At 35.1% G+C, this 15,342-nt stretch carries 14 protein-coding genes; 6 read left to right on the forward strand and 8 right to left on the reverse strand.

What is annotated here, in order from left to right; translation table 11 throughout:
- Positions 1–13: 13 nt before the first annotated feature.
- The 6 genes from nqrF to ACPX19_RS02520 form a co-directional block, all read right to left on the reverse strand.
- The gene (nqrF, locus tag ACPX19_RS02495; protein WP_426432418.1) at positions 14–1,324 is read right to left on the reverse strand and encodes an NADH:ubiquinone reductase (Na(+)-transporting) subunit F; all 1,311 of its coding nucleotides are present in this window, start codon (positions 1,322–1,324) and stop codon (positions 14–16) included.
- Between the two features lie 15 nt (positions 1,325–1,339).
- A complete protein-coding gene (gene nqrE, locus ACPX19_RS02500) occupies positions 1,340–2,077 on the reverse strand; it encodes an NADH:ubiquinone reductase (Na(+)-transporting) subunit E (protein WP_426431284.1) in 738 nt (245 codons plus the stop codon).
- 75 nt (positions 2,078–2,152) lie between these two features.
- Entirely contained in the window at positions 2,153–2,785 is a 633-nt protein-coding gene (locus tag ACPX19_RS02505; RefSeq protein WP_426431286.1) for an NADH:ubiquinone reductase (Na(+)-transporting) subunit D, read from the reverse strand.
- 3 nt (positions 2,786–2,788) lie between these two features.
- Positions 2,789–3,583 carry a Na(+)-translocating NADH-quinone reductase subunit C gene (locus ACPX19_RS02510; protein WP_426431287.1) on the reverse strand — a complete coding sequence of 265 codons (795 nt, stop codon included), beginning with the start codon at positions 3,581–3,583 and terminating at the stop codon, positions 2,789–2,791.
- A gap of 2 nt (positions 3,584–3,585) precedes the next feature.
- Positions 3,586–4,812 (reverse strand): NADH:ubiquinone reductase (Na(+)-transporting) subunit B, encoded by a 1,227-nt coding sequence (locus ACPX19_RS02515; protein ID WP_426431288.1) that lies wholly within the window; start codon positions 4,810–4,812, stop codon positions 3,586–3,588.
- A 36-nt stretch (positions 4,813–4,848) separates the two neighbouring features.
- Positions 4,849–6,198 carry a Na(+)-translocating NADH-quinone reductase subunit A gene (locus ACPX19_RS02520; protein ID WP_426431290.1) on the reverse strand — a complete coding sequence of 450 codons (1,350 nt, stop codon included), beginning with the start codon at positions 6,196–6,198 and terminating at the stop codon, positions 4,849–4,851.
- Between the two features lie 164 nt (positions 6,199–6,362).
- Between ACPX19_RS02520 and ACPX19_RS02525 the strand changes: the two genes are divergently transcribed.
- Positions 6,363–7,616 (forward strand): DUF5103 domain-containing protein, encoded by a 1,254-nt coding sequence (locus tag ACPX19_RS02525; RefSeq protein WP_426431291.1) that lies wholly within the window; start codon positions 6,363–6,365, stop codon positions 7,614–7,616.
- On the opposite strand, the gene ACPX19_RS02530 is transcribed toward ACPX19_RS02525, so the two are convergent.
- Complete coding sequence (locus tag ACPX19_RS02530; RefSeq protein WP_426431293.1) at positions 7,613–8,152, reverse strand: cysteine dioxygenase; 540 nt, start codon at positions 8,150–8,152, stop codon at positions 7,613–7,615. The two genes, ACPX19_RS02525 and ACPX19_RS02530, sit on opposite strands and share 4 nt — an antisense overlap.
- 73 nt (positions 8,153–8,225) lie before the next feature.
- On the opposite strand from ACPX19_RS02530, the gene ACPX19_RS02535 reads away from it, so the two are divergent.
- The 3 genes from ACPX19_RS02535 to ACPX19_RS02545 all read left to right on the forward strand — a co-directional run bounded on the left by ACPX19_RS02535 (position 8,226) and on the right by ACPX19_RS02545 (position 10,701).
- Complete coding sequence (locus ACPX19_RS02535; protein ID WP_426431295.1) at positions 8,226–9,602, forward strand: pyridoxal phosphate-dependent decarboxylase family protein; 1,377 nt, start codon at positions 8,226–8,228, stop codon at positions 9,600–9,602.
- Positions 9,603–9,665: 63 nt separating this feature from the next.
- Positions 9,666–10,052, forward strand: a complete 387-nt coding sequence (gene apaG / locus ACPX19_RS02540) for a Co2+/Mg2+ efflux protein ApaG (RefSeq protein ID WP_426431296.1) — start codon at positions 9,666–9,668, stop codon at positions 10,050–10,052.
- Between the two features lie 178 nt (positions 10,053–10,230).
- Positions 10,231–10,701 (forward strand): hypothetical protein, encoded by a 471-nt coding sequence (locus ACPX19_RS02545; RefSeq protein ID WP_426431298.1) that lies wholly within the window; start codon positions 10,231–10,233, stop codon positions 10,699–10,701.
- Position 10,702: 1 nt separating this feature from the next.
- On the opposite strand, the gene ACPX19_RS02550 is transcribed toward ACPX19_RS02545, so the two are convergent.
- The gene (locus tag ACPX19_RS02550) at positions 10,703–11,701 is read right to left on the reverse strand and encodes a DUF6695 family protein (protein ID WP_426431300.1); all 999 of its coding nucleotides are present in this window, start codon (positions 11,699–11,701) and stop codon (positions 10,703–10,705) included.
- A 141-nt stretch (positions 11,702–11,842) separates the two neighbouring features.
- Here ACPX19_RS02550 and pruA point away from each other — a divergent pair, with 141 nt between their 5' ends.
- Both pruA and ACPX19_RS02560 read left to right on the forward strand, forming a co-directional pair.
- The gene (pruA, locus tag ACPX19_RS02555) at positions 11,843–13,468 is read left to right on the forward strand and encodes an L-glutamate gamma-semialdehyde dehydrogenase (RefSeq protein WP_426431301.1); all 1,626 of its coding nucleotides are present in this window, start codon (positions 11,843–11,845) and stop codon (positions 13,466–13,468) included.
- A 146-nt stretch (positions 13,469–13,614) separates the two neighbouring features.
- Entirely contained in the window at positions 13,615–15,306 is a 1,692-nt protein-coding gene (locus ACPX19_RS02560) for a T9SS type A sorting domain-containing protein (protein WP_426431303.1), read from the forward strand.
- Positions 15,307–15,342 lie beyond the last annotated feature (36 nt).

Genomic DNA, 15,342 nt, shown 5'->3' on the forward strand with positions numbered 1-15,342 from the left:
TGTACTTTAGTGTTTACCCACCAAAGTCATCGAATCTAATATGTTCATCTGGGATACCGAAATCTTCTCCCATTTTTTGAACAGCTTGATTCATTAATGGTGGTCCACAGAAATACAATTCTATATCTTCAGGTGCATCATGATGCTTTAGATAGTTATCTATAACACAATTGTGAATAAAGCCAACAAAACCATCACCTTCTTCATCGTTAATATCTTTTTTAACTTTCCAGTTATCTTCTTCTAGAGGCTCTGATAATGCTAAATAGAATTTAAAATTAGGAAAGTCTTTTTCTAAGGCTCTAAAATGCTCTAAATAGAATAACTCGCGCTTAGACCTACCTCCGTACCAATATGTTACTTTACGACCAGTTTTTAAGGTTTTAAAAAGATGATATAAATGTGAGCGCATTGGAGCCATACCAGCACCGCCACCTACATAAAGCATTTCACTGTCAGACTCATTGATGAAGAACTCACCATAAGGTCCAGAAATAATAACTTTATCACCTGGCTTCTGCGCAAAAATGTATGATGAGGCCACACCAGGGTTTACATTCATCCATTGGTTTTTAGAACGATCCCAAGGTGGAGTTGCAATACGTACGTTAAGCATAATCTCTCTACCTTCTGCAGGATAGGAAGCCATGGAATAAGCACGCTCTACAGTTTCATTGTTTTTCATTACTAAAGGCCAGAGACCAAATTTATCCCACTCCGCCTGAAACTTATCAGGAGTTTCGTGTTCTTCTGGATGCGCAGTAATGTCGATATCTGAATATTTAATTTCGCATGGCGGAATTTCAATTTGGATGTAACCACCTGCTTTATAATTCATATCCTCAGGAATCTCAACAACAAACTCCTTAATAAAAGATGCAACATTATAGTTACGCACTACGGTTGCTTCCCATTTTTTAATTCCAAAAACTTCTTCAGGAATAGTGATTTCCATGTCTTGTTTCACCTTAACCTGACATGCTAAGCGAGCGCCATGTTGCAATTCTTTTCTAGAGAAGTGCGGAGTTTCTGTAGGCAATGCCTCACCACCACCAGCTAGTACGTGGCACTCACATTGAATACAAGTTCCACCACCACCACAAGCAGATGGTAGGAAAATTTTATTGTTACCTAATGTAGACAGTAAAGTTCCTCCCGAAGCAACTTCGATTTCCTTTTCACCATTAATCTTAATCTTTACAGGACCAGAAGGTGATAGTTTTTGTTTTACAACTAATAATAATGCTACTAATAACAATGTTACCAATAAAAAGGCTCCAACAGTTGCTATTACAGTTCCGAGTGTACTTGCGGCTAATAATATCATCATGCTCATCAATTACTTGTTTGTATTTTCTGCTAATTCTAAGTCGGGCTCAACCTTAACTTCTTTTTGTTTCACGTCTTCTTTAATCACCTCAATAACAGCTGATTTATCTTCTGTCTTTCCTTGATCATCACCTCCTGTTAACATTCCACCAAAACTCATAAATCCTATGGCCATAAGTCCTGTTATAATGAATGTAATACCTAAACCTCTTAATGCTGGAGGTACATTACTATATCTTATTTTCTCTCTAATGGCCGCGATAGCTAAAATTGCCAAAAACCAACCTATACCTGAACCTATACCATATACCGCAGATAAACCTAGAGTTGGAATCTCTCTAGATTGCATGAACAAAGAACCACCTAAGATGGCACAGTTTACAGCAATTAGTGGTAAGAATATACCTAGAGAGTTGTATAGTGAAGGCGAAAATTTCTCAACTACAATTTCTACAAGCTGTACCATTGTTGCAATGGTAGCGATAAACATAATGAATGATAAGAAACTTAAGTCATAGCTTGCATACTCTTCACCTAACCAAGATAATGCTCCTGGCTGCAAAATATACTGATCCAATAACCAGTTTAAAGGTACCGTAATGGCTAATACAAATATTACTGCAGCTCCAAGGCCAACAGCTGTTGATACTTTTTTAGATACGGCAAGGTAAGAACACATCCCTAAGAACGTGGCAAATACCATATTATCTATAAAAATTGATTTGAAAAATAATTCTATGTGTTCCATTTTGTATTTAGTATTGAGTTTTGAGCAGCTAGTATTGAGAAATCTCAAGTCTCATATCTAACATCTCATTACTATTTAATCTTCTATTAATGCTTTGTTTTTAGTACGTTGTACCCAAATAATAATACCCACTACTATTAGTGCCATTGGTGACAGTAACATAAAACCGTTATTCTCATAGCCTAAAGCATATAAACCTGTCTTGTCAATTGGGTCACCCAATACAGGGAAACCTAATAAAGTACCCGACCCTAATAACTCTCTGAAGAATCCTACAATTACAAGTATAATACCATAACCTAATGCATTGCCAATACCATCCAAGAACGATCTCCAAGGTCCATTTCCTAATGCAAACGCTTCAAAACGCCCCATAATAATACAGTTAGTTATAATCAATCCTACAAAGACCGAGAGCGTTTTGCTTAGCTCATATGCAAAGGCTTTTAAAACTAAGTCTACTATAATTACAAGTGTAGCAACCACTATCAGCTGTACAATAATTCTAATTTTTGAAGGAATAATATTTCGCATCAAAGAGATAACAACATTACCTACACCTAGTACAAATAGTACAGAGATAGACATCACAATTGATGCTTCTAACTCTGCAGTAATTGCGAGAGCAGAACAAATACCTAATACCTGAATTGTAATTGGGTTATTATCTGCTAATGGGTCTAATATTAATCTACTGTCTTTTCCCATGTTCTATTGCTTTTTTAAAGATTTAAAGTAAGGCACATATAATTTAAGGTCACTCTTAATCATTGCCGTTACACCATCGCCAGTAATTGTAGCACCAGCTATAGCATCCACCTCATTATCTGTTTTATTTTCGTTTTTTGGATCTGCATTTCCTTTAGCAACAGTAATACCTTTAAACACACCTGCTTCTGAAAGTAAATGTTCTCCGTAAAAATCATCCATAAAGAAACGTTGCTTAATATTAGCACCTAAACCAGGTGTCTCACCTTTGTGATCAAAGTATGCACCTTTAACTACCATATTCTCATCCATAGCAACATATCCCCAAATAGCATCCCATAATCCTTTACCGTAAATTGGAGCTACATAAACTTTTTTTCCATCTTTATTCCCTACAAAAAGTGGTAATTGTCTTGGTTCCCCATCCTTAGCGTTGGATTTCTGCTTTTTGATGTCTATAAGGTATGGCTCTCTGTTACTGTTTTCAGCCATATATTCATCACGTGTTTGACTTTTTAAAACTTTACCATTGGCATCAACCGTGATAACTAATTGCTCTGTAATATTTTTTTTGAATTCTTCAGGTGCTATATCTGTAGACACAAAAACTGCACTAGAGCCTTCATTATTATTTACACCCATGGCGTAAAGAATATTCTGCTGCTTTTCCAAACGCTCATTTTCTGATATTGTTGGTCTTAGTGTAGACGCCACATATGCTAATAGTGCACCTACAATGACAACCATTCCGATGGCGAATATTACTGTGTATGAATTTTTTTCTGTATTAAGTGCCATGTTTATGCTGTTTTAACTTTAACACGTTTCATTCTTTTCTTCACATTTCCTTGTACCACATAGTGGTCAATAGTCGGTGCAAATACATTCATTAATAAGATTGCTAAGAAAACACCTTCTGGATATGCTGGGTTAAATACGCGAATCATAATTGATATAAAACCAATTAAGAAACCGTAAATCCACTTGCCTTTATTAGTTTGTGCGGCAGTAACTGGATCTGTTGCCATATATACGGCTCCAAATAAAATACTACCTATTATTAAATGTTGCCAGAACGGCACACTCATTAAACCAAAGAATTTACTAGACTCACCAATCCAACCAGCATCAACCACACCATTAAAAATAAGTCCCATCACCAAAGCACCAATAACAGTACTCAACATGATTCTCCAGCTTCCAATTTTGGTAAAGATCAAGAACAATCCACCAATGATAATTAAGAATTTTGAAGTCTCACCAACCGAACCTGGAATTAATCCCCAAAACATATCCCAAAACTCATATCCTAAAGTACCTTTATTTTGAGCCAAGCTGCCTAATATTGTCTCTCCTGAAATCGCATCTAAATTCTGACCAGCAGCAATAGCTTGGTCTCTTTCTACTGCCCCATGCACCCATACTTTATCTCCAGACATCCACGTTGGGTAAGCAAAAAATAAAAATGCACGTATAGTTAATGCTGGGTTAAGGATATTCATACCTGTGCCACCAAAAACCTCTTTGCCAATAATGACTCCAAAAACTACAGCTACAGCCAACATCCATAATGGAATATCAACTGGAACAATTAATGGCACCAACATACCAGTTACCAAGTAGCCTTCTTCAACTTCATGTCCTTTAATGATTGCGAAGATAAACTCAACAGCCAAACCAACACCATAAGATACTATTACAAGTGGTAACACTTTCCATAGACCAATAACAAAGTTGTCCCAAGTCCAGAAAGATGCACCTAAAAATCCATCTGCTGATTCTATTAATCCTTGTGCTAAATAGTGTTGGTAACCAGCATTAAACATACCAAATATTAAACATGGTACTAAAGCCATGATTACTATATTCATAGTACGTTTAAGATCGTCTGCAGCCTTTATATGAGTACCATTGTGCGTGGTTTCATTTGGCATGTATAAGAAAGTAAAAAGGGCATTAAATCCTGGAATCCACTTTTTGTCCTTATTCTTCTCCTTAAAATTGTGTAAATTTTGTTTTAAACCCATCTTGTAATATTTTTCATTTCGTTCCTCAATGAATAATTATCCAATTTCTTTAAGCATTAAATCTAATCCTTCTCTAATTATCTTTTGATGTGGTTGTTTAGACACACAAATAAATTCTGTTAAAGCAAAATCTTCTGGTGCAACTTCGTACATACCAAGCGCTTCCATTTCGTCTAAATCACTATACATACAGGCTTTTAATATTTGCATTGGGTAAATATCTAAAGGGAAAACCTCTTCATAACTACCTGTTACTACAAATGCACGATGCTCTCCGTTTGTATTGGTGTTTAGGTCATACTTTTTCTTAGGGTTTAACCAAGAAAAAGTTAGTGCTCTAGACGTTGAAATCTTATTGAATACTGGTTTATTCCAACCGAAGAATTCATAATCATCACCTTCTGGAATTACCGTGATCACATTGCTATAGTAATCTAAAGCTCCATCTGGTGCTATCTTCTTACCTGTCAATACATTTCCTGAGATGATTCTGTCGTTACCGTCTTTTTCTACACCATTGTCATAAACCATGGTTGCAACTTCAGAACCTATTTTTGTTCTAAAATATCTAGGCTTCTTAACAGATGAACCCGCTAAAGCAACTACACGTTCTGCATTAAATCTTCCTGTTAACAATAACTCACCTATTATTACTAAATCTTGCGCATTTACTGTCCAGACTACTTCCCCTTTATTTATTGGATCTACCTTGTTTATCAGAGTTCCAACATTTCCAGAAGGATGAGGACCAGAAACTTTGTGTATTACTGCGTTTTCCATATTAGCCAATGGCGAGTTGGAACTACCGACTGAAATGTGGACTTTACCTTCAGTAAGCTTAGATAATGCCGTAACTGCAGTTTGCAACTCAGCTTCTTTACCTGCTAATGTATAATCCAAATCGGCTGCTAATGGCGCACTTGCATAACCAGAAATAAAAATTCCTTTTGGCTTGCTATTCACTTTTGCCACAATATCATAAGGGCGTTGTTTAATAAAAGCCCAACATCCTGAAGCTAACAAATGTGCCTTAATTTTTTCTGCATCTACAGACATATCAAACTTACCATGGTCTACGTAGGTTTGTTCTTTGTCTGCAGTAATTTTTATAGCGTCGATACGACGTCTTGGCCCACGTTGTATTTCTGTAATCTCACCAGATACTGGTGAAACAAATTTCATATCCTCAACATCCTTGTTATAAAATAAAGTTTCACCTGCTTTGACATGCGTACCTTCTTTAGCAACAAGTTTTGGGATAATACTGTGGAAATCTTCTGGTCTGATATAATAAAAATTGCTAATGATAGCATTTTCGGTAGTTTTCTCGGCTTCGCCAACTAATTTTATATCTAAACCTTTTTTTATTCTGATGTCTTTTGACATATAGTTAAAGATTAGTTATCTAAAAATCCGTGCAAATTTAAGAATTAAAGAGGAATATATTTTCAATTTAACATCAACATTTTTATTTATAATCATTATAAATAACACTTATGCGTTAAGGCATAGAATTTGATTATCTTTGATACCATTCATATTTTCAATTTATGATATCTAAGAATATTTATTATACTCTATTTTTTTTCATTTTACAGTTAACTTCTTTTGCCCAAGTAGGAGAAGTAAGTCCACCAGATTTTATAAAAACCATTACCTTTAAAAGCAACACTACGCAAGGTCAATTACCTGTTTTAAAACTTGGCGAACCTTTAATCTTGGAATTTGACGCACTTAATGCAAATGAAGAAGATTTTTATTATGTGATTGAGCACTTCGATTTTGATTGGACTCCATCAATTCTAGCAAAAGCAGAATATTTAAGAGGTTTGGATAATCAACGTATCTTAGAATATTATAATTCCTTCAACACCTATCAAGTTTACTCCCATTATAAATTACAAATACCCAATATCCAAACAAGAGGGCTTTTAAAGAGTGGCAACTACATGATTTCTATTTATGACGAGTATGATGAACTTATGTTCAGTAGAAAATTTATGGTATATGAAGATTTGGTCAATGTAGGCGTACGTGTAAAACGCTCAAGAGATGTTAGAGTAATTGACGAAAAACAATCGGTTGACCTTACCATTTCTACCAATAGTATCAATTTTAACAATCCCCTTGAGACCATTAAAACCGTCATCATACAAAACAACAACCTTAACACATCAATATCAGATTTAAAACCTCAGTACACATTAGGTAACGAGCTTATATACCGTTATGATACCGAATCTGCATTTTGGGGAGGCAATGAGTTTTTATGGTTTGAAAATAAAGATGTAAGAATATCTAACGTTGGTGTACAATTTATTGACTTAAAGGACATCTATCAAAGTTACCTATACCCTAACGCTCCAAGAGCAGGGAGACCTTATACTTACAACCCAGATTTAAATGGCAACTTTCAGGTAACAGCATTAGACCGAACAGATGTTGATATCGAAGCGGACTATACAATGGTTCATTTTTCTTTAGCCCAAGATGAATTAATTGGAAAGGATATTCATGTTTATGGCAATTTTAACGCCTTCGCTATTGAACCGCTAACCAAAATGAAATACATTACTGAAAAGGGAGAATATGAAGTTAGCTTTAGATTAAAACAAGGGTTTTATAATTATAAATATGTTGTAGTAGATAGTGAAACTGGTGAGCTTGATGAAGGTACAATTAGTGGTAATTACTGGCAAACAGAAAATAATTATAAAGTATTGGTTTATTATAGAGATTTAGGTGCTAGATATGACAGACTCATAGGTTATGGTGAAGCAACTTCTGTAGATATTTCTAATTAATAAATCACTTGAGAAGGCACAACACTTTTAAAAGTATCATATTTTAATTTTTTATCTATTAATTTCCCTACACTTTCATCAAAAGTAAGGCTCTGCTCTATTGGCTTGGCATAAACATGAAGGCTTAATGCTCTACTGTTTTTACTATTCCTTAATCTATGGAAGCCGCTCAACTTGTCAGATTTTGTGACCTGTCCCTTTCCTAAAACATTTGTAGCACAGAACTCTAATTGCTCATTGTCGTTTAATCTATAAAAGTCTTCCTCCATTTTTCCTTCGAGCAAGTAGACCCAACAATCTTCACCATCATGATCATGAATGGCGGTTTTCTGGCACTTGTCCCAACAAATTAAAATAAGTTCAAAATTATCATCTTTATAAAAACAGTTTCTGGTATAGCATTGAGGCTCCCAATATTCAATTTCAGAAAAGTCTATATCTTCAAAACTAAAATTTAGTAGAATTTCTGTGTAATCTTCTTTAGATGATTTCGACAATAGACCAATTAGTGTACGTATCTGTTCCTCTGTTTTCAATATTTAGGAAAATAGTTCTTTAATACCGAAAAATAGGAATAAATTTATGCTATGCAAAATTTGAAATAAACTAATGCAGAACGATCTCGAAATATTTCTTCAACTTGCTAAACAACTACTACTTGAAGAAGAAAGCCATCCTGTTACTAAACCTATACCAACATCAGAATTGTACAACAAACTCGACTTGTCTTTAAATGCTGAAGGCATTGTTGATGATGAACTCATTGAGAGTTTAAAGTCCATCATAAAAAGCACACCAAAAACAGCTTCAAAATCTTTTTTTAATCAATTATTTGGTGGGCGAATAGGTAAAGCGACACTTGGTGATTTACTTTCGGTAATGCTCAACAACAGCATGTACACCTACAAAGTAGCAGGCCCTCAAGTAGGGATAGAAAAGCAAGTTTTGAAAAACATATGCAAACTAACTGGTTACTCAGAGCATAGTGATGGCACTTTTGCACCTGGTGGCTCAATGAGTAATATGATGGCACTTATTATGGCGAGAGATGCTAAAAATGAAGCCGTCAGGACTCAAGGTATTTCATCAAAAATGACACTCTACACATCGGTAGAATCCCATTATTCTATCACAAAAAATGCGGCCTTAATTGGAATTGGTCGTGAACAAGTGAGATTCGTCAAAACCAACGATAGAGGAGAAATGTTGGCAAATCATTTAGAAACTCTGATTAAGATTGATATTGATAACAACTACACACCTTTTTTCATCAATGCCACTGCTGGCACTACGGTTCTTGGTGCTTTTGATGATATTGAGGCTATAAGTAAAATCAGTAAAAAACATAAGCTTTGGCTTCATGTAGATGGTGCTTATTGTGGCGGAGTTATTTTTAGCAATACCTATAAACACTTGGTTAAAGGAGTAGAACATTCAGATTCTTTCAGTGTTAATGCCCACAAAATGTTAGGCACACCTCTTAGTTGTTCTATTATTGTTACAAAACATCCAGAACAACTTCACCATTCGTTCTCTAACGAAGCGGATTATCTCTACCAAACCGATGGAGATGATTTTAATTTAGGTAAAACTTCGATGCAATGTGGCAGACGTAATGACGCCCTTAAAATATGGGCACTTTGGAAATCTGTCGGCACAAATGGCTTAAAGAAAATCGTGGATAAACAATTTGAAATGGCACAAGTTGCACGAGACTATATAAAAAACAACAAGGACTATAAATTATACAGTTTTGAGGATTCTATTTCGGTTTGCTTTAATTATAAAGATATTGATGCCAAAACACTATGCACTGCCTTGTATGAGAATTCGAAACTAATGGTTGGTTTTGGGTCTTTTAAAGAAGAACAGTTTGTGCGTATGGTTACTATTAATAGTCTATTGGAAGAAAACGATATTATAGCATTTTTTAAAACTTTAGAAATGCACGTTAACGATAAAATGTTAAAAATATCCACCTCTTAGCCAAAATATAAGGCTTCAATGAAAATTTATTTTATTTTAGCAAATACAACACTAAAATAATCAATGGTACAACAAGTTACAAGCGGTATTAAGATTTCCGTAGAAACCAATTTTGAAGGCACTTTTTATAAAAATTATAAAGTGCACTTTGCTTTTGGATATAAAGTAACGATTGAAAACCAAAGTAAAGATTCTGTTCAGTTACACTCCCGTCACTGGAAAATACTTGACGCCCTCAATAATGTTGAAATTATTGAAGGTGAAGGTGTTATAGGAAAAAAGCCTGTTCTTAAACCTGGCGAAAAACACACTTACAACTCTGGTTGCCTTTTAACCTCACCTTTTGGCGCTATGCAAGGCCATTACAATATGGTGAACTTTACTAAAGCCAGTAAGTTTAAAGTATATATTCCTTCTTTTAAATTGAGTGCCCCTTTTGCGCTTAATTAGAATCGTACCTTCAGCTACTCAAATTATTGTATTTTTATCATACTTATCTTTTAAAGCTTAGATAGTGACGAAATTTTATCTCACATATATTTTCCTTATTTGTTGTTGTATTGCAGGAATGGCTCAGCAAGTAAAAGTTGATAGTACTAATATAGCTTTCAAAGCTAAACTAATGACAATGCATAGACAAGGCATTACTGATAGCACTAAGCTAATTAAAACAATACAATCTCAAAAAATAGAGTTTACTGAAAACACATCTGAAAATATAGTTTTAATGAAAATCCACTTTGATCAAATAGTTTACTCAAAGGACAATACTGCTCATTCTTGGTTTGGAAATTGTAATTATTACCTAGCTTATAATCTAAAAAAAGAAAAATTCTATAGAATTGGAGGATTTGATTCTAATGATGTTGTTGAATTTATCGACGACATACAAGAATACTCTTTTAGCACAGAAGACGAGTTATTTCTATTTAATTTGGAAACATTTGGCGATTTTGATATGAGTTGTTTGTTGTCTTATTACTACATGAGTGAGAAAAAAAGAAAAAGAAAAGGTTACAAGTGTTTTGATAGATGTTCAGAGGTGATTTTTACCGAATGGAAAAATATGATAACTGACAAAAAGCAAAACAAACACTAATCTATATTTTTAACAATTCAAATCTATAAACTTTACCCTCTTGTTTTATATTAAAAAAAAGACAATTAGAGTAATGCACAAACTGATAGTCTTTTGAAATATCGAAACTATCATCATTCACTTTGTAAATACCGTCACAATCCATATTTCCATAGGGTGAAATTCTTCTAAAACGGTATTCTGAATCGTGTCCTAAATCGTGTAATTCAAACCAGGCACCTGCAGCAATACCACTTAACCATTGTGCATGTACTTCTTTAACATCATTATGTTTGGGCTCTAACGTTCCAACCAAACTTGGATCATAGCCTTTGAGCCTGTCTAAAAACAATCTTCTATTTTCTCTACTAACTGTGGATTTAAATTCATTTATATTGCCTTTTTCATTCACTAAATAAACAAAGTCTTCAGTATCTGCAATTACGACATTACCAATAGTACTTGGTGTAAACCATTTAGATCGAATGAGTTTTTTCCTAATCTTCACATCCGAAACACCAGCGATTAAAGCATCGGTTACAAACCTAGCACAATTACAAGCCTCTTTTATAAAAGCTGCATATCTAATAAAACCCTTGGCCTGCATGTCATCAATATGACTTCTGGCTAAGTCATAATTAACTGAATTACAAACCGACGCATACAAATGACCATCACCATGAGTTAATTTGGGATTGACAGCTAAAAACTCAAGGATTTCCTCTAAGTTTTTTATGTCATCTCCTTCTACTCTAGCCTCAATAGGAAAATGCAATTCAAAATCCGTTTCTCTACCTCTAACACGTCCATTGGGTTCTGAGGTAATGTATCTTCCAAAATCATGATATTCTAAAACACCTGTGTTTTTATGAATTAAAACCATGGCCGCATGTCCAGCTCTCACATGGCTTTCGCTTCCAATTGAAAGATATTTTAAATATTTTGAATACCACTCATCTGCATGAGATACAATAGTTTCAGGATAAGCAAGGGTTAAAATAAAGGCATCATTTTTCAACATGAAATTGATTAAAAATTTCAGGCAGCAACTTACAAAAAATTATACTTGTTTTCTCGGCAGAACTGTAATGATTGTAACCAAGATTCTGTCATAAATATTGTACCTTTGCACTTTAAAAATTTAAACAAAAACAATCATATTATGTCAAAAGGATTCTTTAATGTACCCGTCGCTGTTAACGAACCTGTAAAGTCTTACGCACCAGGTTCACCAGAACGTAAAGCTGTAGCAGAGACCTATAAAGCTATGTTTAACAGCAAAGTAGAAGTCCCTTTATATATTAATGGAAAAGATGTAAAAACTGGCAATACCAGAACTATGTCTCCTCCTCACGACCACCAACACATTGTTGGTGAGTACCATTTAGCAGAACAAAAACATGTTGAAGAAGCGATTGCTACGGCTTTAGAAGCTCGAAAAACATGGTCGCAATTACCATGGGAACAACGTGCTGCAATTTTCTTAAAAGCAGCCGAATTGATTGCTGGTCCTTACAGAGCAAAAATCAATGCTGCAACTATGATTGCACAGTCTAAAACCATTCACCAAGCAGAAATTGATGCAGCATGTGAGTTTATAGACTTTTTACGTTTTAACGTTCAGTTTATGACTGACATCTATATGGAACAGCCAGAAAGTACAAGCGATGCCTGGAACCGTGTAGAATATCGTCCGCTTGAAGGTTTTACTTATGCCGTTACTCCTTTCAACTTTACAGCAATTGCTGGCAATTTGCCTTCTTGTATGGCATTAATGGGTAACGTTGTTGTTTGGAAACCAAGCGATAGCCAAATATATTCAGCAAAAGTCATTATGGATGTCTTTAAAGAAGCGGGAGTACCAGATGGCGTCATCAATGTTGTATTTGGCGACCCTGTAATGATTACGAATACAGTACTATCTAATCCTGATTTTTCAGGATTACACTTTACAGGCTCTACATTTATTTTTAGAGAGTTGTGGAAACAGATAGGTAATAACATTCATAACTACAAAACCTATCCAAGAATTGTTGGAGAAACAGGTGGTAAGGATTTCATAGTAGCTCATAAATCTGCTAATGCTAAACAAGTAGCTACTGCGATTTCTCGTGGTGCATTTGAATTCCAGGGCCAAAAATGTAGTGCAGCTTCTAGAGCATACATCCCTAAAGGAATCTGGGCAGATGTAAAAAAATATGTTTTAGAAGACATCGCTTCATTCAAAATGGGCTCACCAGAAGACATGAGCAATTTTATCACTGCGGTAATTCATGAAGGATCGTTTGATAAGTTAGCTAAATATATAGACCAAGCAAAAGCTGATAATGATGCCGAAATTATTGCTGGTGGAAATTATGATAAATCTAAAGGATATTTCATTGAACCTACAGTAATCGTTACGACCAATCCTAAATACACTACGATGTGTACAGAACTGTTTGGCCCAGTAATTACCATTTATATCTATGAAGATGAAGCCTATTCCAAGACTTTAAAACTTGTTGATGAGACTAGCGAATACGCCTTAACTGGTGCAATTTTAGCCACTGAGCGTTATGCTATTGACGAAGCTACTAAAGCATTACAAAATTCGGCTGGTAATTTCTACATCAACGATAAGCCAACTGGTGCCGTTGTTGGCCAACAACCATTTGGTGGTGCCAGAGCATCCGGAACTAATGATAAAGCTGGTAGTGCTCAAAACTTATTGCGTTGGGTATCTCCAAGATTAATTAAAGAGACATTTGTAACTCCAACAGACTACAGATACCCTTTCTTAGGATAGCCAATATAACAAACTGAATTACAAATCCTTAAGAGCCTAGTGCTTTTAAGGATTTTTTTTGCTTTTGATAGAATATACTATTGAATTTGACAATTGCCTTTTAAAACTTTGTATCTTTTGAGTCTAAAACCAAAAACTCCCTCAATATGAAGAAACTCTACATTTTCATTGTTTTAATCCTTCCTTCTTTATTAATAGCCCAAACCTCTTTCACCTCTAGTATCACACCAGACTTATCAGCTTATGGTGAAGCGGCCAATTACCCCGGAGAAGGAGAATATCAGATTTTTCTAGATACTGATACTGGAGTGCTCGATAAACCCATAATCGTGGTTGATGGTTTTGATCCAGGTGATTCAAGAGATATTCCTGGATTATACAGTTTATTGGATTTTACGGGCAACTCTGGCGCACAAAACTTAGCAGATTTAGTAAGAACTGAAGGTTTTGATGTCATCATATTAAATTTTCCTGTGTATGTGAGAGCAGCTGATGGTGCAACAGTAGATGGTGGGACTGATTTTATTGAGCGTAATGCTATGCTTCTTGTAGAGCTGTTAGGCATTATCAATGCTGCCAAGGCTGGTAACAGCCCTGAGCAAAATGTCATTATTGGTCCAAGCATGGGTGGATTGATTTCAAGATATGCTTTAAATTACATGGAATCTAATGGATTAGATGCAGACACCAGATTATATATGTCTTTTGATTCTCCGCATCATGGAGCCAATGTACCTATTGGCTTACAACACCAGTTGAACTTTCTTGCCAATAATGGCACCCAACCGATTACAGAAGTTCAGCCGCTTATCAATTCGTTTTTGAAGTCTCCAGCGGCTCGACAATTGTTAATTGATCATTTTGAAGCCCATCTTCAGTCGGGAAGTACGGTAAATTTTGACCCGACACTTACATTGCCTCAAGCTCACCCTTTTAGAGCGCAATTTGAAAGTAATATCAATAGTTTTAATACTTCAGGTTTTCCTGAAAACACAAGAAATGTTGCCATAATTAATGGTAGTGGCATTGGTAGTTCGTATTTTGCTTTAGGCAATAGTGGACCTACAGTAAGCAACAGTTATACTGTGATTAATGATAGTTTTAGTGTTCCTGCTGGTGCTTTTACTGCGATTGTTGACGTTGAAATCTATTTTACACCAGCGGCTGGCATAACCTCTAGTGTTAGTGACATTGGCATTTCTCTGTTTGGTTTTGAAGTGGAAGGATCTAATGCCAATAGCCAATCCTTTTCATATTCTGATGGTGTGGACTCTGCACCTGGTGGACTTTTTGATTTAGCAGCTTTAACTGGCGGTATAGCCTCTGGTGGTGGTACGGCAGGCGATTTTGTAAATGCTTTGCAGATAGATAAGTTTAGTTTTATTCCTTCTGTTAGTGCCTTAGCTTTAGAAATTACAGATAATGAAATAGATTGGCATCACGATATCAATCTAGCAGGTCGTGGCACCACAAACATTACGCCTTTTGATAATACGTTTTTACCAGATGATAATGAACCTCATGTACAGTTAACAGAAGACAATGTTAATTTCGCATTAATAGAAATCTTAACACCTCCATTAGGGATTTCAGACAATGAGGTAATTACATTTCAACTAGAAAGTAATCCTATAAAAAATGAAATTGTACTCCTAACGCATACGGAATCAAATGCATTGATACAAATTGTGGATGTTTCAGGAAAGGTGGTTTACAACAGTTCTAAATTTTTAAATAGACGAACTGAAATACCAGTAAATCTAGATTCAGGATTTTACATATTGAATGTAACTACTGAAAATAACACTAGCTTCACAACAAAGTTCATTGCTAACTAATCTAATTATAGCACATAAAAAAGCGCTTCTAAACGA

Source organism: Winogradskyella sp. HB-48 (genome assembly GCF_049942685.1).
Lineage (GTDB): Bacteria > Bacteroidota > Bacteroidia > Flavobacteriales > Flavobacteriaceae > Winogradskyella.